At 43.6% G+C, this 22,958-nt stretch carries 21 protein-coding genes; 9 read left to right on the forward strand and 12 right to left on the reverse strand.

Translation table 11 applies throughout. The features are described from left to right. The first annotated feature begins 131 nt into the window (after positions 1-131). On the forward strand, positions 132-1,535 hold the full coding sequence (locus ACEXOE_RS08050; protein ID WP_394748228.1) for a Gfo/Idh/MocA family protein: 1,404 nt from the start codon (positions 132-134) through the stop codon (positions 1,533-1,535). A 187-nt stretch (positions 1,536-1,722) separates the two neighbouring features. On the opposite strand, the gene ACEXOE_RS08055 is transcribed toward ACEXOE_RS08050, so the two are convergent. From ACEXOE_RS08055 to ACEXOE_RS08070, 4 genes are read right to left on the reverse strand one after another with little or no spacing between them, the layout of a single operon-like run. Continuing rightward, a complete protein-coding gene (locus ACEXOE_RS08055; RefSeq protein WP_394748229.1) occupies positions 1,723-2,787 on the reverse strand; it encodes a dipeptidase in 1,065 nt (354 codons plus the stop codon). Between the two features lie 15 nt (positions 2,788-2,802). Further along, positions 2,803-3,915: a D-TA family PLP-dependent enzyme gene (locus ACEXOE_RS08060; RefSeq protein ID WP_394748230.1), complete on the reverse strand. Its 1,113-nt coding sequence runs from the start codon at positions 3,913-3,915 to the stop codon at positions 2,803-2,805. Between the two features lie 3 nt (positions 3,916-3,918). Continuing rightward, entirely contained in the window at positions 3,919-4,383 is a 465-nt protein-coding gene (locus tag ACEXOE_RS08065; protein WP_394748231.1) for a RidA family protein, read from the reverse strand. A 2-nt stretch (positions 4,384-4,385) separates the two neighbouring features. Next, on the reverse strand, positions 4,386-5,444 hold the full coding sequence (locus ACEXOE_RS08070) for a Gfo/Idh/MocA family protein (RefSeq protein WP_394748232.1): 1,059 nt from the start codon (positions 5,442-5,444) through the stop codon (positions 4,386-4,388). Between the two features lie 307 nt (positions 5,445-5,751). On the opposite strand from ACEXOE_RS08070, the gene ACEXOE_RS08075 reads away from it, so the two are divergent. From ACEXOE_RS08075 to ACEXOE_RS08110, 8 genes are all read left to right on the forward strand, one after another. After that, a complete protein-coding gene (locus ACEXOE_RS08075; RefSeq protein WP_394748233.1) occupies positions 5,752-6,480 on the forward strand; it encodes a hypothetical protein in 729 nt (242 codons plus the stop codon). 58 nt (positions 6,481-6,538) lie between these two features. Further along, positions 6,539-7,234: a fibronectin type III domain-containing protein gene (locus tag ACEXOE_RS08080; RefSeq protein ID WP_394748234.1), complete on the forward strand. Its 696-nt coding sequence runs from the start codon at positions 6,539-6,541 to the stop codon at positions 7,232-7,234. A 6-nt stretch (positions 7,235-7,240) separates the two neighbouring features. Further along, positions 7,241-7,702 (forward strand): hypothetical protein, encoded by a 462-nt coding sequence (locus ACEXOE_RS08085; RefSeq protein WP_394748235.1) that lies wholly within the window; start codon positions 7,241-7,243, stop codon positions 7,700-7,702. A gap of 1 nt (position 7,703) precedes the next feature. After that, complete coding sequence (locus ACEXOE_RS08090) at positions 7,704-8,969, forward strand: hypothetical protein (RefSeq protein WP_394748236.1); 1,266 nt, start codon at positions 7,704-7,706, stop codon at positions 8,967-8,969. Next, a complete protein-coding gene (locus ACEXOE_RS08095) occupies positions 8,957-9,292 on the forward strand; it encodes a hypothetical protein (RefSeq protein ID WP_394748237.1) in 336 nt (111 codons plus the stop codon). Before ACEXOE_RS08090 ends, ACEXOE_RS08095 begins: the two co-directional genes overlap by 13 nt. Beyond that, positions 9,285-9,749 (forward strand): prepilin-type N-terminal cleavage/methylation domain-containing protein, encoded by a 465-nt coding sequence (locus tag ACEXOE_RS08100; protein WP_394748238.1) that lies wholly within the window; start codon positions 9,285-9,287, stop codon positions 9,747-9,749. Before ACEXOE_RS08095 ends, ACEXOE_RS08100 begins: the two co-directional genes overlap by 8 nt. After that, positions 9,749-10,888: a type II secretion system F family protein gene (locus ACEXOE_RS08105; RefSeq protein WP_394748239.1), complete on the forward strand. Its 1,140-nt coding sequence runs from the start codon at positions 9,749-9,751 to the stop codon at positions 10,886-10,888. Before ACEXOE_RS08100 ends, ACEXOE_RS08105 begins: the two co-directional genes overlap by 1 nt. Positions 10,889-11,341: 453 nt before the next feature. Beyond that, positions 11,342-11,533, forward strand: a complete 192-nt coding sequence (locus ACEXOE_RS08110; protein WP_394748240.1) for a hypothetical protein — start codon at positions 11,342-11,344, stop codon at positions 11,531-11,533. Between the two features lie 547 nt (positions 11,534-12,080). Here ACEXOE_RS08110 and ACEXOE_RS08115 read toward each other — a convergent pair. The 8 genes from ACEXOE_RS08115 to ACEXOE_RS08150 all read right to left on the reverse strand — a co-directional run bounded on the left by ACEXOE_RS08115 (position 12,081) and on the right by ACEXOE_RS08150 (position 22,953). Then, positions 12,081-12,383 (reverse strand): hypothetical protein, encoded by a 303-nt coding sequence (locus tag ACEXOE_RS08115; protein WP_394748241.1) that lies wholly within the window; start codon positions 12,381-12,383, stop codon positions 12,081-12,083. A gap of 169 nt (positions 12,384-12,552) precedes the next feature. After that, the gene (locus ACEXOE_RS08120) at positions 12,553-13,008 is read right to left on the reverse strand and encodes a hypothetical protein (RefSeq protein WP_394748242.1); all 456 of its coding nucleotides are present in this window, start codon (positions 13,006-13,008) and stop codon (positions 12,553-12,555) included. A gap of 107 nt (positions 13,009-13,115) precedes the next feature. Next, positions 13,116-13,595 (reverse strand): hypothetical protein, encoded by a 480-nt coding sequence (locus ACEXOE_RS08125; protein WP_394748243.1) that lies wholly within the window; start codon positions 13,593-13,595, stop codon positions 13,116-13,118. Between the two features lie 219 nt (positions 13,596-13,814). Further along, a complete protein-coding gene (locus ACEXOE_RS08130) occupies positions 13,815-14,180 on the reverse strand; it encodes a hypothetical protein (RefSeq protein WP_394748244.1) in 366 nt (121 codons plus the stop codon). Positions 14,181-14,206: 26 nt separating this feature from the next. Continuing rightward, positions 14,207-14,602: a hypothetical protein gene (locus tag ACEXOE_RS08135; protein WP_394748245.1), complete on the reverse strand. Its 396-nt coding sequence runs from the start codon at positions 14,600-14,602 to the stop codon at positions 14,207-14,209. A gap of 106 nt (positions 14,603-14,708) precedes the next feature. Continuing rightward, a complete protein-coding gene (locus tag ACEXOE_RS08140) occupies positions 14,709-15,239 on the reverse strand; it encodes an REP-associated tyrosine transposase (protein WP_394748505.1) in 531 nt (176 codons plus the stop codon). Positions 15,240-15,671: 432 nt separating this feature from the next. Further along, positions 15,672-16,115, reverse strand: coding sequence for a hypothetical protein (locus ACEXOE_RS08145; RefSeq protein ID WP_394748246.1), 444 nt, complete (start codon positions 16,113-16,115; stop codon positions 15,672-15,674). Then, a complete protein-coding gene (locus ACEXOE_RS08150; RefSeq protein WP_394748247.1) occupies positions 16,108-22,953 on the reverse strand; it encodes a fibronectin type III domain-containing protein in 6,846 nt (2,281 codons plus the stop codon). The genes ACEXOE_RS08145 and ACEXOE_RS08150 overlap by 8 nt, the downstream gene beginning before the upstream one ends. Positions 22,954-22,958 lie beyond the last annotated feature (5 nt).

The following is a 22,958-nucleotide window of genomic DNA, read 5'->3' on the forward strand; positions in this document are numbered from 1 at the left end:
GTTTCTTTTGGCAAGGTAGCAAATTTGATCAGATGAACATCGGATAAAGGAAGGGAGCTATACTTGATAAAAAGATAAAAAAAGAGTACTTTTCTAAGATGTCATCCTAGTATCTTAAAATCAACTTCATCATGAAAAAAAATAAGAACAGCAATAGACGTTCATTTGTAAAGAAACTGGCCTTAGGGTCTACGCTAATGGGAGCTGCGCCCTATGTGTTTTCGGCTTCACCTTCCTATCAGCAACGCCTGTTTTTGGAACGAACCTATGAACCCTTGTCCTTTACACCAAATGACCATATCAATCTTGCCTTGATCGGTACGGGAATTCAAGGGATCTATGATACGACCTCCGCCCTAAAAGTGCCCGGAGTGAAATTGGTTGCAGCCTGCGACCTGTATACAGGACGACTGGATCGTGCTAAAGAATTATGGGGCAAGGATATTTTTGTGACCCGAGATTATCGTAAAGTTCTGGAGCGAAAAGATATTGATGCGGTCATTGTGGCCACGCCAGACCATTGGCATAAAAGAATTACCATTGATGCTATGAAAGCCGGGAAAGCGGTCTATTGTGAAAAACCTATGATCCAACGTTTTGAAGAAGGCCATGAAATTATTGCCGCCCAAAAGAAAACCGGAATGGTCTGCCAAATCGGGAGTCAGGGGATGTCTTCCTTAGGAAATGAAAAAGCCAAACAGCTGTATGAAGAAGGGGCTATCGGAGAATTGGTAATGCTGGATATGTACAATGACCGCTATTCTTCGGAAGGCGCTTGGCAGTATGCCATCCCCCCAGATGCAGATCCCAAAACGGTGGACTTTGATACTTTTTTGGGAAAGGCGCCCAAAGTCCCTTATGATCCAGTTCGTTTTTTTAGATGGCGTAATTATAAAGACTATGGTACCGGGGTAGCAGGTGATCTTTTTGTCCATGCCTTTTCTACCTTAAATTATATTCTGAGTTCTAATGGTCCTACAAGAGCGCTGACCACAGGCGGACTCCGCTATTGGAAGGATGGTAGGGATGTGCCGGATGTAAGCTTAAGTTTTTATGATTATCCAGAAACCAAAACTCATGCTGCTTTTAATGCGTCTTTTCGAGTGAATTTTATCGCGGGTTATGGCGGTGGTGGTGGATTCCGTTTGATCGGTACGGAGGGAGAACTGCATGTGGGTTCCAATTCTGTAAAATTGGTGCGTTCCAAAATTGGAAATGCGCCCAGTGGCTATTCCCTGATTGCCTTTACCGAAGAAAATCAGAAGAAGATCAAAGCGGAATATGCAGCCAAAAACGTGGAAGATAGAGCCTCTAGCTTATCGCTTGGAGAAACCACTTTTGAAGCCCCGGGAGATTATAAAGGAGGACATTACGATCATTTTTACAATTTCTTTCAAGGAGTAAGGGGTAAAAAGACCGTTATTCAAGATCCTACTTTCGGCTTGCGTGCTGGGGGAGCCGCCTTATTGGCCAATGAAAGTTACTACCAAAACAAACCCGTACAATGGGATCCTAAGGCAATGAAGTTGGTGTAGGGGGTACGAAGTTGCAAACTTCCCACAGCAAGATGAATTTCTGTCACTTCGAGTGTTTTTTGATAAACGAAGCGCAATTAAAAAATGTATCGAGAAGCTAATTAAAAAAGTTCTCGATACATTTTCTTTTTCCTTCTGAAAAAGAAACTACTCGAACTGACTACAGCCATAATCTGTACAAGAAGTGTCACCCCCAAGCATTTTCCAAAAACCGAAGAAAATTGCCATGCATGATCTTGTCGATATCGGTTTTGGAATAACCGCGTTCTTGTAATAGGGCCGGAATTTTTTGGAGATCCGCAATGGTGTCCACATCCATGGGTCCTTGTTCTGTGCCAAATCCCCCATCCAAGTCGGTTCCAATGCCAACGTGGTCGGCATTTCCGGCCAATTGACAAATATGGTCCATATTGTCGATCATCTGTTGCAGGCTTACCCCATCTTTTTGAGGTGTAGATTTCCCTCTGATCCATCCTGGGACCATCATCCAGGCATCCAAAGGAATACCAATAACCCCTTTTCTATCTATCAATTCCTGGAGCTGCTCATCTGAAAATTGACGGTTGTGATCTACCAAAGCCCTGCAATTGTTATGGCTTGCCCAAACTGGTCCATGGTATACGTTTAGCGCTTCCCAAAAACTAATATCGCATAAATGTGTGGCATCCAGAATGATGTTCAAGGCTTCCATTTTTTTTAGAAGCTCTTTTCCCTTTATCCCTATACCTCCTTCAGAATCGGTGCCAAAAGCATAGGTGCCCGGGCCGTAATGTGCAGGCCCCAAAGCGCGAAGCCCATAGGCATGGGCACGTTCCAAATGCTCCATACTAACGATAGAATCGGCACCTTCCAAACTCAAAATATAACCAATAGGTGTTTTGGCAGAGTCCTTTTCCCATAATGCCAGGTGCTCCTGCAATTCTTTAAGGTTGGTGATCTGCACCATGGTTCCCAAATCTTCCATGCTTTTGTACCAGGCCAATTGTGCTTGGGTCTGTGCCCAGGCTTGTTGTGGGGAATTCCATCCAGGTAGCGGATTCTCCCTTTTCACATAACGGGCGATTTGCGTTGCAACACATAGACCAATATTCCCTTTGCGCAAAGCATCCAAGGAAACGGTGTTCTTGCCACGGTCGGGTTTGTCCGTCATCCCGGCTTCACTTTTTCGGATTTCGGGAACCGTCCAGGTCAAATCTCGGTTCCATTCCATGGCATTCATGGCCAAGTCTAGATGCGCATCAAGGATAAACATAATAATGGGTTCAATTTAAATATCAATTTTATAATTACGTGCGGCAACAGGCCAAGCCCCTGTTACCTTTCTTTCGTTCACCGTGAGTACCTGATCATATTTTGCTACGGTAGGACAGATATGCATAGGGAGCGCATAGTGAATATCACCCACCTGATGATGCGCTGCAGTTGATGAGGATACAATGAGGTGTTCCTCACTTTGCTTCAATTGTTCGCTTTCAGGAAGATCTAGGAATTTTACCCTGGGAAAATTCATTTCAGGAGCGATCGACTTATGCCCTAAGTCAAAACAAAGGTAGGTGGTTGTAGGCTTGCTGATAATGCGGGTCAATAAAACGGCAGCATGAAGAAAATCCAGTTCGGGAAAAAGTTGTCCATACCCTTGATCCCATAATAAGGTAGTACCCGGACTTTTCTCTACGCCTTCGCGTTCGCAATGAATGCCAAAAGTAGGGGAACCTCCGGCAACAATAGCGGGCACGGATAATCCAGAAGCTTCCAGATCCGATTTAAAATCCAAGACCGTTTTAAATGCGTGGTCACATGCCGCTTTCCGCTCTTTAAACTTGGGATTGCGCAGATGCCCATCATACACATGAAAACCTTTGGCTGAGCTGTATTCCGAAGCTACAATCGCTAGATAGAGCATCTTGGCCTCAGGTCCCGGAGTGATTCCCGTTCTATCCATGCCGTTATTGATATCGATCCAGAGTGAAATACTGGTTTTCTTTTCGGCAGCCATGGCCTGCATCTCTTTCAAACTAAATGCATTGTCTACCAAAGTAGAAAATTGGGAAGCCGGATAGGCCTCTTGCAAAGCAAGGAAACGAGAGATATGGATTCCAGCAGGTTGATAGGCCAAAAGAATATCTTTGGCCCCCGTTTTTGCCAAAAGCTCCGCTTCTGCAATAGTGGCACATTTAAATTTGTAAATCCCATGATCTAGCTGCATTTGGATGATTTCTCGCATCTTATGCGTTTTTATATGGGGTCGCAACAGCTGTACATCGCCCACCATACGAATCATGGTCTGTATGTTTTTTTCAATTCTATCCGGATAAATCAGCAGCGAAGGCGAGATGATTTCTTCGGGCCGATCTAACTGATACCAAGTTGCCTTATCCATAGTTTAGTAGAGTTCAAACATGGCTTCGATTTCTACCGCAATATTATCGGGCAATAGCATTCCCACGGCACTACGCACCCCAATGCCGTTTTCAGTACCGAAAATATCGGCCATTAATTCACTAAAACCGTTGATAACGTAAGGTTGTTCTCCAAAATCGGGGGTGGAATTGACCATCCCCAAGACTTTGACGACCCGTTTAATGCGATCCAATTCCCCAAAATGCGTAGTAATGGTAGAAAGCATGGTCAGGCCTACCTGTCGCGCTGCCGCTTTGGCCTGGTCTCTATCCAGATCATCCCCGGCACGACCTATCATTTTACCTCCATCCAGGGTAATGGGGCCTTGTCCGGAAACGTATAAAAAATTATCCACTACCAAAATGGGTCTATAAACACCGGCAGGCGGTGGGGCTGGAGGAAGCTGTACTCCCAATTCCTGTAATCGTTGTGATGCAGATGTACTCATACTTATAAATCAATGGTTTTTCCAGTTTTAAACGATTCATCGGCAGCAAGTACAATATGCAAGCTGTTGATGGCGTCTTCAATATGTGAAGTGAGATCTATATCTTCTTCTATGGCACGCAGTAAAAATTCCTGCTCCAGTTGACAGAGTTGGTCATGATCCGGTTCGTGTGTGGTATGGATAAATTCGTCTTTTTTCTTAAAATTGCCCTCGGCATCCAAAGCGCCATGATGAATCTGTAGACTACCCGTTTTGGTATGCCCTTCAATATCGTCCGATTCCCCCGTCTTTTCCACAATGCTCACACTGCCTTTAGGGCCGATCACATCCTTCACAAAAAAGGCCGTCTCACTCATCATGGGTCCCCAGCCAGCTTCATACCAACCTACGGAACCATCTTCAAAAGTCACTTGCAATTGCCCGTAATTGTACATATCGGGTGCAATTTCTGAGGTCAGATTGGCGCCAATGGCGCTGACTTTTACAGGTTTGGAACCCGTCATCAAACACATAATGTCCACATAGTGTACTCCGCAATCCACAATGGGAGACATGGAATCCATAAGATGTTTATGGGTGGTCCACTGGTCGCCCGAGCTCTGTTGGTTAAGGTTCATTCGCATGACCAAGGGTTTTCCCAAGGATTGCGCCAAAGTCACAAATTGACTCCATGCCGGGTGTACCCGCAAAATATAACCCACAACAAGTTTGCGGTTCTTGGCCTTGGCCATATCGGCCAATTCCCGAGCCTCTTCTACCGTCATGGCTATTGGTTTTTCTACAAAAACGTGCGCATTGGCCGCTAGACTTTTACGCACATAGTCCGCATGGGTGCCTGGATAAGTGTTTATAGAAACCACATCGGCTTGTGTCTGTTGTAAGGCTGTCTCGAAATCTGAAAAAGTAGGCAGCCCCCCTAGTGTTTCGGAGAGTTTGTTTCTGCTAGCCGGATTACGACTTACCAGACCTACGATTTCAAATGAAGATAGTTGATGGTAGGCCTTGGCATGGGAAGTTCCCATATTGCCACAACCTACGACCAATACTTTATACGTTTTCATAATGCTTTTTTGGATGTTTTAATGAATCTGAATGATGAACTACGCTAAAGTACTAATTTCGGAAGAGATATTGATGGAATACCAAAAATGAAACAAGACCCAATAATTATACCCGGTAGGGTAACAATTTTGGGATACTTCACATTAATAGGTAGAGACCTTTTCTGCGTTTTAAAAGCGGTTATGGTCTAAGAAAAAAGGAAGAAGATATTTTTTTCGTTAAAAAAAGTGGTTAAAGGAAAATATTTTCTATAAACCCCGTTTTTTACGGGGCATTTTCTGTATTTTAGTATAACAAACTTACTTTATGAAATACCTATTTTATATCTCTTTTTTACTGATAATTGTGGCCAATATGCAAGGCTGTGCACCCTACAAGGCAAAACAGCAGTTTGCTGCCATTGATTTGCCACATTTGGGAAGTATGGTCCAGCTAAAAAAGAACGTGCTGTATACCAAAGCCGCGCAAATTGGTCAGGTACAATTGGAACACCCTTTGCAGGTCGAGGTCAGGGAGATGCCTTTTAATAAGATGAGCTATAAGGCCTATGCCTATCATAGCAAGCAGGCAGGAAGTACCAATACCCTTGCATATGCTGATTCTATTCCCGTAAAACCAAAATACCTGCGTTTGGAATTGCAAGATAGAATTGCCTTGACCCAACTTTTGAATACAGAAAACAATATAGGTGCCCGAGCCTATTTGGAGAACGATCCGGACTATAAAATTGTGACGGCGCTTTCCCTTACTACCTCAAAGAGTATGGAAGTTCAATTGCTGAGTGCCGATGAGGTGCGCTTGGGGCAGACCAATCTCGGCAAACTTTTTTTAGAGCTCCGTACAGCGAACAACATACAGGAAGTCCATTTCCAAAATTTACAGGTGTTCGATTATGAGTACGCCTCTTTTTGCTGGGGAGAAGACCAGTTCAATCAACGTAAGATAAAAGCGATCGTCAATGGGGAAGGCTGCCCTAAAGGCACTTTTAAAAAACCTGCCAAGATGGATTCCCGAAAATCCTATTTAAAATTTTAAGAATAACCGCATGCTCCCATCCATAGGGGACAGCGCGAAGAATAATGCTATAGCGCCTATGAAATTTTTTAAATATACCTTTCTCGTTTTAAGTGCTTTGTTGTGGATGGTTTCCTGTGATGATATTTTGGAAGTTGAAGATATTTCCGGACAATCGGTAAATGTCCTGGCACCTACCAATGGAAGTGTAGTTTCCCGAAATATGGTCGATTTTAATTGGCAAGCCGTCAGTGAAGCTACGGGATATACCGTACAAATTGCTACGCCCTCTTTTGAAAATGCCACTCAAATTCTTTTGGATAGCACCATTGCCGTAGATACCCTGGGCAATGTACGAACACAGATCCGACAGACCTTATTAAATGGAAATTATGAATGGCGGGTCAATGCGTTCAATAGTGGTTTTGGTACGCCCTATACCCTAAATGCTTTTTCGGTGGCCGGGGATGATAATGTAGATGTTACCCCACCCAATGCACCAAGTTTGGTGGCACCGACCAATAATGTGGTGCTCACGGAAACTACGGTCAATTTTAGCTGGACCCGAGTGGATGTTCCCGGAACGGCAGAGCGGGATAGCATCTATATTTATACAGACGAGGCGCTTCAAAATTTGCAATTGAAAGGTTTGGGAGCCAATAAAAGCTTTACGACAACCCTACAGGCCGATAGCTATTATTGGGTCGTACAAGCCTTTGATGCCGCTGGGAATGAAAGTGCAGATTCCAATGTCTTTCAATTTACGGTCAATTAAGAGATCATGAAAAAACAGACCAAAACATATGTGTTATTAGGGGTTGTCCTTGTTATTTGGGGGATGATCGGATTTCGGGTATACAGTTCTTTGTCGCCCGAATCCGTGGAGAATGAAGTTGGCAGTGTTACTACATTTCGACCTCAAAAAATAAAAGAGCGAGAGCGTTTTGCCATAGTAGCAGACTATAGAGATCCCTTTCTGGGCACCCTTCCCGTAAAGAAAGTAAGAAAGAAGAAAAAACAAAAGGCGGTTCAACCCCAGGAACCCATGCCCGAAATTAAATATACCGGCTATATTACCGATACCGAAACTCAGGGAAAGATATATTTTATAAGCATGGCGGGGCAACAATATATGCTTTCCCCTAGGGAAAAAGTGGGAGAGATGACCTTGATCAGAGGGACGGAGAAATCCGTTAAAGTCCGCTTTAAGAACAAAACACATACCATTCCGTTACAGCAATAATATGCAATTTAGAAAAGTACGTGCCGGTGCCTTACAATTTGTACTCTTTATTGGGGCCGTCATTGCCGTACTATTGCTCACCTTTGTGCTCCTAAGTCATTCCCATTCCCTTTTTGGAAAGCAGACCCAACGTTTGGTACAGCTGGTAAAGGGTGCAGATATGGGACTGTCCGTAGCCTTAAAAAGCCCCCTGCCCCTTGGCGATACGATTCCCTTGCCATCCCATGGAAACGAAGCTATTGTACTAAAAGGGGTCCGGGAATATTGGGGTGTCTATGAAAAAATAGCCATAAACGCCCGTACAGAGGCGCATCATTTTGATAAAGTGGCCTTGGTAGGGAATGGGATTACCGAAGATTTCCCCGCACTTTATCTAGAGGACAATGAACGCCCCATGATCATTGTAGGGGGCGCCAAGATAACCGGAGATGCCTTTTTGCCGAAACAAGGCATACGAACCGGAAATATTTCCGGTAATTCCTATTATCACTCCAATTTGGTATATGGTCGACAGCGACAAAGTGGAAAAAAATTGCCCCCGCTGAACAAGGAGCTACAAAGGTACTTACAGGATGTGGGGAGGCCCACCCCTGGAAGCACAACTACAGATGCCAATGTACTATCCAGTGGTGCAATCCTCCAACAATCGTTTAAGGAATCCACACTTTTTATTTTTGGAAGTACGATCAATTTGTCCCGTGTTCGCCTTAGTGGGAATATTGTGGTCAGTGCCTCCCGGAAAATCATTGTAGATCCTTCCGCCGTCTTGGAAGATGTATTGCTTTCGGCTCCGGAAATTGAGATCAAGGATAGGGTCAGGGGAAAATTTCAGGCTATTGCCAGACAACATATTAGTATAGGAACGCAATGCGAATTGGAATATCCTTCTGCTCTAGTGGTTACCGCAGAGCGTCCTACAGTTCAGGGCTTGCAGCGTCCGTTGTTGCATATGAAGCCCAATGCCCATGTTCGTGGGGCTCTGGTGGTTTTAGGAAACTTTGAAGAACAGCGCTTTTATCCCCAATTAAAAATGGAGGAAAAAGCAAGCTTGGTGGGCGAGTTGTATTGTGAGCAGAATTTAGAGTTGAAAGGCAGCGTCATAGGACGTGTAAATACCGCCGCCTTTATGGCTTTGGAAAATGGAAGTATTTACCAGAATCATCTCTATCAAGGCACTATAGATCGATCTTTGTTGCCATCGCAATATGCCGGGCTCTTATATGAAAGTAATACCCCCAATAAAACCGTTTCCAAATGGCTCTATTAAAGAAATTAAAAGGATCTACCTTGATGGAGACCATGGTGGCTACGGTATTGATCGTTATCATCTTTATGATGGCCAGTTTGCTATTGGAGACCATATTTGTTTCCAGTACGCAGAGAAATACGGAAGGAATTACGGAACGGCTTCAGGAATTGGAGTATGAATATAAAAAGGAGTTGATTCGCCCGCCTTATATTGAAGATTGGAAGAACTGGGAAATCGATATGCGGAACGAACGCATTCAAGGGGTTGATTATATTGTTTTGGACGCCCAAGAAAAAAATAGTGATAGGAGCCAAGTGGCCTATCTGATCAGTAATGAGTAGGAAACAGAAAATAAAAGCATTTACCATAAGCGAAATGATGGTGGTTTTGGTCATCACCTTAATCGTGGTAGGCTTGGCGTTTAGTATATTAAATCTGGTACAGCGACAAATGGGGGGTATTGCCCATAATTATGAGCAACGAACCGCCACCAATCTGTTACGTCAGGCCCTGTGGGTCGATTTTAATACGTATTCCCAAATTTCTTTTGATGCCCAACGGCAAACCTTAGATTGCCGCAATGCCATGGGGGGAGTACAGTACCGTTTGGAACATCAGCGTATTATTAGAGAAAAAGATACGTTTGATCTGGAAATCAGGGCTCAACAGTTTTATTTTGATGGGAAAGAATTCCCTTCGGGGAATATCGATGCCATACGGCTGAGCCTTGGATCGAAAGGAGTCCAGAAAAGCCTGTTTGTATATCGAGAAAATGCGGCCGAAAAATATCTGAATTAATGGGATTTAAACTAGAGAAAAGCGTTGTGGCACCACAGAAAACAGCTTCCGAGACCTCGGGACTGCATGGGCTGCTCCAAAAAGAAATTACTTTTTTTGGATCGCGCTTTTCCAATAAGAAGAAAGAAGATTTTTATACGGAATTAGGGGTATTGTTAAAAGCGGGAATAACATTAAAGGAAGCTCTTTCGTTGATTCAAGAGAGTCAAAAAAAGGAAAAGCAACAGTCCTTTTTTAATGAAATGGTAGACGGCCTCGTCGTAGGAAAGAGCTTTTCGGAAGTGGTCTCCGAAAAAAAGGAATTCACCGAGTACGAATACTATTCCCTTAAAATTGGGGAAGAAAGCGGGACCCTCCAAGCGATTACGGATGAATTGGGACGCTTTTTTGCCCGAAAGAACGAACAAAGACGGAGTCTGATCAATGCCCTTACCTACCCTTGCATTATTCTGGCTACGGCGGTGTTGGTAGTCATTTTTATGCTGCGAATGGTGGTGCCCATGTTTCAGGATATTTTTAAGCAAAACAATGTAGACTTACCTGGGATTACCAAGTTTATTGTGGCTGCTTCCGATTTTATACGAGATTATGGGATGCTGGTCTTGGGGATTCTCCTATTGACGATCATTCTCCGTAAATTTCTTTTTCGGCGAGAAGGGTTTAAGCGAAGGCGTGATTATCTTTTGCTGCGTGTTCCTTATGTAGGGAATTTTATCAAAGCTGTGCATCTGGCACAGTTTACCCAAGCCGTTACTTTATTGACATCATCCAAGGTTCCCGTACTGAATAGTATTGATTTGGTGCGTAAAATGATCAATTTTTACCCTTTGGAAGATGCTTTGGAGCAGGTGAGTGCTAAAATTACCAGAGGAAGCGGGCTGAGCGATAGCCTGAGAGGAAATAAAATGTTCGACCATCGAATGATCTCCTTGGTAAAAGTAGCGGAAGAGACCAACCGTACCGAATTTATTTTTAACCGACTCAACGAGCAATATAGCCTAGAAGTGCAGCAGAAATCAAAACTCTTATCCACCCTTATGGAACCTATGATCATTTTGTTCGTTGGTATTTTGGTGGGTGTCATTCTTGTGGCCATGTACTTGCCGATGTTTAAACTGGGCAGTGTCTTGGGAGGGTGATGCGGTTCTTTTTTTGTCCCTTCGAGCGCACCTGCCTGTCGGCAGACAGGGTCCAGAAGTCTTTATATGATGGCACTTGGATAGGTCTCGACTGCGCTCGACCTGACAGAAACTCGTCCTGACATAGATTTAAAGGGGCTTTAGTGATGTCGATGGAGGTCGTCCCTTTGAGGGGACTTTAGGGGTGTTTTTTGAGGTATGAGGGATTGGGTGTGAGGTTTGTGTTACGAAGTCGCAGTCTTTGCACAATGTCAGTTCGAGTGTTTGATTTTTGGATGGCAGATCCAAAGATCAAATGTATCGAGAACTTTTGGGATAAAGACGCTCACTCATTACCGGAACGAAGTCGCAGACTTCGCACAACGAGGGGTACATTAGGCTAACACCATTGTTTAATCCTAAAGTGACCTAATTCATACTTAGATTTTAACACTAAAAAACTTATTATCTTTTATGAAACCAATTTTTATATTACTATTTGTGGTAGCTTCTTTTTGGTCAATGACCATCACTATTAAGGCAATTTACCTTATTTTGACAAAAAAATTTAATGCATCCAAGAGCACATGGATATTGACGGTAATGATTGCCTGTATTGGACCAATTCTTTGGATAGTCAAAGGAAAAAAACTAATTGAAAAATAAATTGTTTTTTTAGTTGATATTAATCGAGTTAAGGATTTCTTTAAACAAGCCTTCATATTTGAGAAAAGAACTGCCTTTTTCATTCAAAGGCCGTTCATGTCTTGGCTTTTTTCTTTTTGATCATGTTCACTTTGCTCGACGGTACACCACTAGTTGCAAACTAGCGGTAGCGGGGGGGGGAGCTTCTTCAATAAAATTCATTTTTATATTAATTGCCCCACTTTGAACTTGTGCTCTACGAAGTTTGCAACTTCGTAGTAAATATCAAATCACTATCGTTTGTTTCTTTTTAATAGATAGTCAATAATAAGCAATCCTATCGTAACCCATAAAAAAATTATCGCAGCCTTATTTAGGGACTGCATATCTGCCGGTATACCATAATCTTTTAAAAAATAACTAAGAATGATCATAATATCCGTAATTATGACAATTGTTAAGCAAAATGATATGATTTTAGATAGTAATTTAAAAAACACTATTATTGAAATTTTTGACACTACGAAATTGTAAACTTCGTAGTTTTTTGTGGTTATCATTGTCTATTTCACCTCTCAACTGAATCCAATAATATGAGATGGGCAACTATATTGTCAGGGTGATTTAGTAAAAAAAATTTACTCGGATAATCAAAAAAATCAACATCTTCATTTAACCATATGTCGAAAACTCCTAGTAGTTTATTGTCTTGAAAAGAATAAGACAAAAAAACAGCAGTAACAGGCTCATTCGGATTGATTTCGTTCCAAATAGGGACTTTACTGTTTTTTTCAAAATATTTCTCATAATTTTGAGAGTACTCTTTGGTAAAACTAACTTTAAACAAGTATTTTTTTAGAATCTTTTTCATGTGTTCAAAAAGGTCTTGTTCGATATCGGTATAGATGTACAAGTTATTGATTTTTATGGTGAAGGCTTATCCATATCGGTACGAATTCGCAAACTTTGCAGAGGGCACTGGGTTCGTAATTCCTAGTTTTACATATAGTCATCTCCTCCAATGTTAGTTCTATACTATTCTAATCATCGTATCTTCCATAATTAATACTTAATACTAGTCTGTTGTGAACAATATCCGCAGGATAAAAGGAATCTACTTCATAAATAAATTCTTTCCCATTTTTTAGTTCATATCTAAAAACTCTTGTTTTTCCTTCTGCTAGTTGGATGTTGTTGGAGAAGTACGCTCTGTCACTGTCTTTGAAATCGGAAAAAAGCATCTCATACTCATTTCCTTGATACCAACTATACATTGATTTTGTTGTTGCTAACAGATAGTTTTCATTGGGCAATCGACATTCTATAATAGGTAATTCGGAATCTTCCAGTATGATTTGTCGAAATGGTGAGTAATCTTTCGGATTCGTAAAAACCCTAGTATGCAAGACTACATTATTGGTTTTTAAACTTCTTAAATTCCCATATAGTTCCCCGAATTTTTTGATAATCAATGTATGTTTATCCAATTCATTCATATTACGCTAATATTTTTGTTCTGGTTCACTGAGCTCACTCATTACGGGTACGAAGTCGCAGACTTCGCACAGATGCAAGCGCTAGCCCATTACCCTACCCCATATACTTATAAAATTTCTATTTCTTCTTTTAGTTTTTCAAATTTCTCCTTGGTCCATGGTAAGCCCCAATCTTTACTTGAATTACCGTTGAGTAATATTTCAGGAACGTTTATTTTTATATTGTGTTTTTTTATGATTGATAAGCTATCCAACATTTGGATATGAGGTTCTTCTGTAAAAGCTGTAAACATATTAGCTATGCCTATTTCTGTAACTGCCATTATTAAGAGATTAAAGTCCTTATGTATTGCTTTTGGGATATCCTGTAAAAGTTTTTCCGGTAAATCATCACCTCTTCCAGGGATTTCGATATTTATACCTTTTGTATTCCATTCAGACAAATTGTCACTTATAAGTAAATTTAACTGATGCTGAATTAATTCATTAACTCCAGGATAGGTGATTTGATATCTTGAAGAGAAGAGTTTAAGGCAAATTGCCCCTATAGCTTGTTTTTCTCTAATATTGGTTTTTTCTATATTCATATTATTCCATTCCATATAATGTCATAAGTTCACTACAAGTAGAACATGGTGGCTCAGTATCCATTATTCATTGGTCTTTTTGCTTTCTGTGCAAAGTTTGCAACTTCACTGTTTTTATTGTTGAAGCCTTGCTTTACGAAGTTTGCAACTTCGTAGTAAATATCAAATCACTATCGTTTGTTTCTTTTTAATAGATAGTCAATAAGGAACTCTTCCTTTTTAATCTTGAAAAAAACTCTCAAACGAATTTCCAAATTCAGATAGAAGTCCTTGAGCTAATGAAAACCCTCCCGAAGTGGAAAGTTCAAAACCTGATATTTCATCTCGTAGCGTAATTATATCTTCTTTTGTTTTTTCATTCATCTTCAAAGTAATGGACAAATCGACGTTTGAGAGGCTAAAACAACCATTTATACTTTCACAGCTCATGCCGATAAAGTAAATTACTTGATCTATATTATCAGGAAACCATATTCTTACAGCTATTCTTTTGAGACTTTCAGTATAAAAAGCGATTTGAAGTCGGGCCCCTACATAGGATTGAAGTAAATTGTTAGCTTCTTTAATATCCGTTACTATTTTCATATCCTTTTATCTATTCCCTTTCTTTGCTATAAATCTTTAGGAAATCTAACATAGTATAAACCAATTAGATTCCTTGAGAAGAAAACATTAAAATCATCTCCTTTTTTCCATACTTGTTTATTATCGATTGTCAATGTTGGGGTGATTTCAGGTGGCAAACTTGCAAATTCTAACTTGAATTCGTGTAATTTCATTTTATATCGCTTACCTATTTTAATGTTGCCATTTGATTTGTTTTCGTAGTTCGACATAACTGTTTCTTTAGATGAGATAATCAATAATTTTGTTTTAGCTTTTTGCGCATAAATCAGATAATTACCTTCAGTAGAATCAATTTTGGTTATTTTATATTTAGTATCACATTTTTGGGCATATAATGTCATGCTACAAAAACAAATCAGAACTGTTAGTGAAGTGTTCATGAATTTTGCAATCATATACTCGTTTTCTTTTTCTTTAATTTTATGTTTTTAATGAATATAGGAGCCTTGCTCTACGAAGTTTGCAACTTCGTAGAAAAATAGCAAATCACCAAGAAATACTTTTCCAAAAACGATTCTCCTGTGTTACCTCAATGACCGGGTTATCCACTAAGGTGACTTCCAGTAAGCCATGACCTCTAACATAGTTACAGGCACTGGAATACCGGTATTGGGATGCTTTTTCAACAATTCCCGATCGTACCGGATTTAGATGAATGTAATCCAATTTACTCCATAGGAATTTTTCGGTATAGATTTCTTCGGGATGATTTCCGTATTTCCAAAATTGATAGTTGCTGTTTCTTCCGTGTCGCGAAGTTGCTTTGGCAAACCGCTCCAACATCCATTCCCTTCTGCTTTCCGTTTCGGTCTGTATGGATCGTATGATGTCCCTGGCCGAATATTTTTTAAAATCCCGTATAAGATCGGAAAGACGGGCTTGTGCACTTTGTATGATGATATGTATATGATTGCTCATGATTACGTACCCGTAGACGATCATCCCTTTGTTTTTTATGCAGTAGTGCAGATTCTCGATAATAATGGTCTTATAACGTTCCCTAGTAAAGACATCGATTCAATCCACTATGGTGAAGGTCAGAAAATGAGGCTTGCTCTGGTCCCTGATTTTATATCCGTCGGTATGTATTTATAAATATAATGAAAATAATCTACGGATGAAAATAGAAAGACCAATATAAGATTGATTCGAAGAAAGTTTCCGTTTTATTGACGGGAAGTTGTGAAATTCGTACATGTACTCACTCATTACGGGTACGAAGTCGCAGACTTCGCACAGCACCTGCTTCTATGACGGTTCAAGGCTTTGCCGTCAAAAAAATAAGATTCCTTTCTTTTTTCAAAAAGAAAGGAACAAAGAAAAAACTGTTTCAACGCCTACATTTCAAAGAACAAGAACGAGTCTCTTAATTGAGACTCGTTCTTTATTTATAATACTGATAATCAGCATCAATTTTCACTCATTTAACATAAGCACCAGTTTACTAAACTACCTCCAATCGGCAACTCTATTGTACTCTTCAAGTATTAATGGATATTTTGACTGAATATCTTCATATTTTATTTTATTGCTTAGGAGCTCCATACCTGCCTCCAAATTACTTATAAGATACTTTTTTTGTTCAACATTAAGAGATTTATAAATGGGAAAGTACTTTTCTTCAGAAATTTCATCCAGAAGCGTAATTAAAACTACTCCATGCTGATAACTTGCAAAATCTGATATTTCTAAAATAGAAAGATTTCGTATTGCTTTTTGATTCTGTAGAAAAGCAGCATTAACAAGATCGCAATAGCTTTGATCTTCTACCTTAATGGATTGAAATAAATGATAGTCAAGATCTAACGGCAACTTATCCGAACAATTATCAATATTACAACTAGATAGCGTTATAAATACTATTATACTAATCCAAAATTCCATTTTATTCATTTTTTTCTTTAATTTTTACATTATCCTTTCCAATTACGGATATTGAACCATATCTTTTACGCGTTCCCCAAGGTATATATTTTTGGTATCCCTCTCTTTTTGGAACATCTGTTGTAGAAGTATTGTTTAAAATTCTCTTTAGTAGATCCCATTCGTTGTTTCTTTCTTCAGCATTATCAGTATTATAACAAGCTGTAATACAACCATGACTTAATCTACCTTTGTGTAACCTGTAACCATATCGAGTTTCTCCATCGGAATTTTCCTCTCCTTGATGTTGGTCATCATAGCGGGATGAGTCTATGGGATCAACCTTGAACCATTCCGGACTACCTTCATATTCTGTTAAGTCATAATCTCCTTCTGGAATAGGATTCTGTTGAGGTTTATCAGGATCCCTTTCTGTATTTCCTTCAGAATCAGCTTCTCCACCAGAGAAAACTCCTTTAATTACAAGAATTTGATTTTTTAATAGTTTCCCATTTTTATCACGTATACCGCCTAATTTATAATCTTTAGCGCTAACAAATACGGTTTCGAGGTCTTTATTATAGTGATCATTATCACGTATTTCTAATGTTCCTTTTTCTCTATTGAATAGTATAAATACGTCTCTGCCATCGGGATCAGTTGCCATTAGGGGCATATTCATAACATAGTTGAACGGACTATACGTAAAGTAATTTTCAGAATGAGGATCAATATTGAACCATCGTCCAATGGAAGCTTCATAATTTCTCCAACCATAATCAATCCAATCCAAGTCCAGTTCATCCTGTTCCTCTTTTCCGTTGTATCTGTACTTAAGGGCGATATTTGTTGAAGTTGGCATATTATTGTACCCTCTATGCTTTAACCCAAAAGGATAGTAGTTGTTCTCCTCTCGTATCTCGTCGGTGGAGATGCCTAGGTTTCCGTTCGTGTCACTATAGGACAACCGGATGTTCCCCAGATGATCCTTGTACTGGTAGATATAATCATAACCCCCTTGTCCGTCAGGCTCTATATAGCCCTCGGGATGGTTAAAGAACTTTAGGTTGGCGGCGGAGCTGCCCATTCGTTCATATACATAATTGCCACAGTATTCGGTGGCGGTCAAAGAACTTCCCGCCGGGTCCTGATCGTTGACGATCTTTTCGATCTTGGTCCCGTCGGCCATGTAAATATAGGAGATATTTCCCACATTTCCGTTCCCGTCCACAGAAACCTGGGTGGGCAGGTTCAAGTGGTTGTAGGTGATGGCGGTGATGCCCTTGTTGCGGTCCAGGGTGAGGTTCCCATTAAGGTCGTATTCATAATCGTCCCCGCTGTTGGTACCGTCTACAAAGCCATAATCCGTATTGGCGGCATCAGTGACACGGAGCAGCTTGTTCCCGGTATCATAAGCATAGGTGAGGTTGTCCATGATCCCATAGCCCAGGTTCTGGCTATCTATGGGGTCGTCCGAGGTATGCCCCCTTCTGTAGAGCCTCAGGATATTGCCGTTCTTGTCATAGGATACGGGCACAGAACTGCTTCCCAGGTTATAGCGCCAGGAGGCGGTAATGGCCGTCTTGATCCTGTTGAGGGCATCATAGCTGTAGCGGTAATACCTTCTCTTTTTGGAGCTGTTCTTTGTCCTCCATTCGGTGCTCCCGATATTCCCGTTGAAAAGGGGCGTACTGCCATTGGCGCTCTTGTCGTAATGTATCGCAAAGGCAAAGAGCCTGTTGGCCCCCGTACTGGTGGTATAGAGATCGGGCGCATTGATCCCGGTGAGCCATCCCCTGAGGTTATAGGTCAAATCTACACTTTGAAGGGAGTTGGTCGGGCTTCCGCCCACTTCCTTGTGGACTAGGAGGCCCATGGGGTCGTACTCATTCTGTACGATGGACTCCCGCTTCCCGCCCAGGTCCTGTACCTGGGAGAGCACCCTGCCGCTATTGTCATAGGTAAAGGTGTCCAAGGTCTCAATGGGATCGTTCCCGTCCTTGATGTGGACGCTCTTCACTTGTTCGGCCCTTCCCAGAAAGTCCAGTTTGGAGTCCACGATATCCAGGGCGTCCAGATAGGGGTTATGGTTCCTGACATAGACTGGTCTTCGCTTCTCGTCATAGCCGGTTACGGTGACCGCCCACTGGTCGGTACCCAATACCTTCACTAGGGAAGCGGTGGGCAGTCCATTTGTGGAGGGCGCGCTGAGCAGGGGCGTGGCCAGGCCGTTTGAAGCGGGCAAACCTGGACTCCCCTCAAAACTATAGTTGTCGTAATAGCTGATGGTGAGCAGTTCTGTGATCCCGGTACTGGGGAAGGCGGTATTGGTATAGTTCACCTTGGTGCCCCCAAGGGTCTCAAAACTGGCATCAGCTTTTTCTTCAAAAGTGGTACTGATCGCATCGGCCACGGTCTGCACCGCCTCCCTACTGCCCGCATTGTCATAGAAACCGGTATAGGCCACCCGTCCGAAGGCATCGTATTTGGTAAAGAGCCATCGACCTTGGGCCTCAAGGTTGGGGTCCTGGGTAAGGATGGGCTGGTCTAGAATATTGTACACGATATATTCCCACTCTTTCCCGGGGATCTTCTTCTCCACCAGACGGTTGCGATGGTCGTAACGGTACTGGTAACAGAGTTCGGAGAGCTCCACAGCGGATACCCCATCGGAAGTGTCCACTTTGGGGGGTAGTACAAAAGTGAGGTTGTTGAAATCGTCATAGACATAATAGGTATCGTGGGGCTCCTGTTCGTTATAGGTCCTTTTCAATACCACCCGTCCGCGCTTGTCCGTAAACTCCTCCGTACTATGGTCCTTGCCGGTGGCCACTCCCTGCTCTTCGGGGGAGACATGGTTCTCGTCATAGGTAATGGTCCGTACCAATTCCCCTGCGGGATAAGTGGAGGGGGGCTGTGTGGACAATTGGGGATTGTCCGTGCCCAAGGAGAGGTCCACTTCAAATTGGAAGACCTCCGAGGCTGCACTGGCCCGATAGGCAAACTCGATCTCATGGCCGGAGCCCATTTTCCAGGATTCCCCGGGTGCGGCTTGTTTTAAGGGCCTATTGAGAGGCGAATTTTCGATCAGGACCTCGCTATGGGCATTGGGGGCCTGTAGGTCGAGGTCTGCGGCATAACGGGAGGTATAATAGGCCTCCCCGCCATCCTCGGCCACAGTGGCCCCCTGAAGGGCCCCACGTGCCGTTTCTCCGGTATACGGGAGGTATTCCTTGAGCTGCCGCCCGAAGCTGTCGTACTCCATAGGGGTGATGATGTCCTTGTCATTGGCGCCCTGTTTTATGGCGATCTCCTGCCGTCCGCGGCCCACACCATCCAGATAGCTAATGTTCTCGATGACGTCCTTTCTACGGACAATGGTGCTATGGTCCGTTTTCCCCACCTGGAAGGTACGGGTATAGACATAATTCTCGTCCGTAAGGTCCACATTTTGATAACCCGGAGGTGTTGTGGTAACCAGCCCTATACTGGCAGCAGTATTGTCCAACGGACTAGTATCACTACTGTTCCCCGCGGCATCCAGAGCCGCGATATGAATATTATAGCCCGTACCTCCATCTAAGCCGGTAAAGGTATATTGTGTTTGATCTCCGGATAAGGTGGTATGCAATTGTGTGTTCAGGTATAGCTCGTACTGTGCAATGCCCCTTTCGTCATTGGCACCGCTCCAGCCCACGGTGATGCTCTCAAAGTCCCGGGTGATCTCTGCCACTACGGGAGGGGATGGGGGGACGGTATCGGGATTGTCCGAAGTGGTCACATGCCTTGCATTGCTCTGTGCGGTATTTTCGGAGGGATCCACCGCCAGCACATGGATGGCATAGGTTTCCCCCAAGCTAAGGCCATTGACCGTAAAGCTGTTCTGGTTCCCCGGCACTTCTATATTTTGCGCTATACCATCCACAAAAACCCGATATTCCGCAATGCTCCCGGAATTGTCCGTAAAGCCATTGAGGGAAAGCTCTACAAAGGTATCCCCGATCAGTACTACGCCCAAGGTTCCTGCCTGGGGCGGGGTACCATCCCCGGTACTTCCCGTATGGGCGGTACTCTGTGCGCTCTGATTGCCCGCGGCATCATGGGCACTGATCTTGAAGGTATGGGCCGTAAGGTCGGGCAGGCCAGTAATGGTAAAGGTGTCATCGTTCCCTACAGCATAGTCTTGTCCGCCCTGTACATGGATGGTATAGCTCTGTACCTGTACATTGTCCGTAGATGGGGTCCAGTTCAGCGTATAGGAACCAGGCCCCGGAACTCCGCTGAGTCCTGTAGGCACCGTAGGGGGCTGGGTATCACTTCCCCCGGTGGTAAAACCACTGTTGGTGAGGGGGTCACTTTGATTGCCGGCCGCATCAAAGGCCCGGATCACGTAATTGTATTGGGTATTGGGTGCTAGGCCGGTGTCGGTATAGCTGGTCTCTTGTGCGCTGGGCTCCGCGATCAGATTCCCATTGCGGAAGAGCCTGTAGTGTACTACCCCCACATTATCTGTAGCCACGGGCCAAGAAATATCCAAGCTGTTGGCCGTCTCTCCACTGATCAAAGGACGTATGGCGGAGGGTTTTATATTATCGTTCGAAATAAAAGTGACCGTAAAAATATCCTGATCGATACGAGTACCCGTAGCATTGCTTCCCGGGAAGTACTCCACCGTAAAGGTGAGCGTCCCCAAGGGAAGGCTCCAAGGATGGAAGTCGACCCCGGTATTCCCGGCAAGGGCATAGGGGGCAAAATTCTCCGTGACCACGGTACCATCGCTTACACTGAAGCGCACGCTTCCCACGGCCTGCCCTGTAGGAGGAATGGCATCGATATTCAGGGCACTGCCTATGGTAGGATTTCCGGTATCTATGGTGATTCCATCTTCCAATTGTCGTACCACGGTATCGTCTGTAGTGTTGATCAAGTGGTAGGTGGCAAAGGTGGTATGGACGGCATTGGTATTGGCCACGACTTCTGCACTCAACGCACTTTGATTCCCTGCGGCATCCACGGCCGCCACCCTAAAACGATATTCCGTACCACTGGAGAGCCCCGAGGCGGTATAAGACGTCACATTGCCTAAAGAAAGGGCATTTCCTCCATTGATGAACAAACGGTAAGACGTCACCCCCACATTGTCCGAAGCGCCGCTCCAATTCAGGGAAACACTGTTTTCCGTCACCGATGGTATGGTTAGCAAGGTTGGGGGTAAAGGAGCCGTAGTATCCGGAACGGCCAAGGTGCGCGCTACAAGGGGCACGCTGGCCGCACTTTCGTTCCCGGCGGCATCCAAGGCCTTTAGCGTAAAACTATATTCGGTATCGCTCTGAAGTCCGTTCACCAGATAGCCGGGCGTCAAGGAGGTGGCGATAAGGGCGCCATCTTGAAAGAGCTTATAGGCCGTAGTCCCGCGATTATCATCGGTGGGTTCCCATAAGAGAATGACGGAGGTTTCTGTAAAGTTTCCCGGGCTAAGTACGGGCACCGAAGGGGGTGTGGTATCTGCTTCATCGATAAAGACCATCGTAATTTCATCTTCCGCTAATAGGGAACCTGTGGCTCCGGTACCGCTAAAATGCGCTATGGTGATGGTAATGGGCGTGTTCAATGCCGGGGGGTGCCAATGGTAATATTGGTCGGCGAAATCCCCAAAGTAGGCATAGGGCTCGGCACTCTCGGTTCTACTATGGTTGTTGTCCTGAACGGAGGAAAAACGTACGCTTTGCGCCCCGGCCACGGGATGCGCCTTGATGTTGAGGGAATCCCCAATGATATCCAGATTATAGGTGTTTCCACTCATGATCTGCCCAATGACGGAATTGTTCTTGGAATCGATCAGATCGTAGGTGGAACTATTGGTGTTTGCGGGAGCGGTGGTCACATCGATTTGGTTACTCACGGTACTTTGATTCCCGGCAAGATCCTCTGCTATGAGCACAAAAGAATAGGTCGTTCCAGAGTTGAGATTTCCCAAAGTGTGGGAGGTCACGTTTCCTAGGCTGGCTCCATTGGCCCCATTGGTAAATAGGATATAGTGGTGTACGCCCACATTATCACTTACCGGATTCCAGGAAAGGGAAACCTCGTTCTGTCCGGTATTGACCAAGGAAAGGGAAGGCGTTGCAGGGGGCGTGGTATCCGGGGTTGCCGTGGTCTGTACCGCTAGTGCATTACTGGGCGTACTCTCATTGCCTTGGGCATCCAAGGCAGTTACGGTAAAGGTATAAGAGCTTGTTGGGGTTAAGCCAGTAACCGTATATGCTGTAGTAATGGCAGGTAGGGCGGCCAATAAACTACCGTTTTGATAAAGGTGGTAGTCCACCGCATCGGCAGGGGCGTTCCAATTTAAATCCACTGAAGTATCTGTCACCGTTCCGTTGGACAATAGCGGTGCCGCGGGAGGGGTAGTATCGGCCTCATCAATGAAGGTGATGGTAAAGACATCCGTGGCAATGAGCGTTCCGGAAGCCCCCGACCCACTATAGTAGCGTACGGTGATTTCCAATGCGCCCAAGTTGGGCTGCCAATTGTAGTAGTCCCCATTAAGATCTCCTTGATAGGCGTAAGGAGCCGCACTTTCCGTTTTGCTGAAGCCCGGGGAAGTAAAACGAACACTACCCACTGCCGGACCATTGGGATCGGGAATGGCCCGAATATTGAGCTGGGTACCCAGTTCGTGAAGGTTGAAGATACTGCCGTCTTGAATATCGGCCACTTTGGTGTCCGTGGCAGAATTGATCAGTTCATACGTGCCATGGCCCATGGCCGGAACTTTGATGCTGGTGTTTGGGTTCCCCGTTCCTGCATAAGCAAGGAAAGAATACAAGAGGTTGATGAGGAGGAAGGTGATATATCTGGTTTTCATAGTGT

The organism is Spongiimicrobium salis, from assembly GCF_043678055.1.
Classification (GTDB): Bacteria; Bacteroidota; Bacteroidia; order Flavobacteriales; family Flavobacteriaceae; genus Spongiimicrobium; species Spongiimicrobium salis.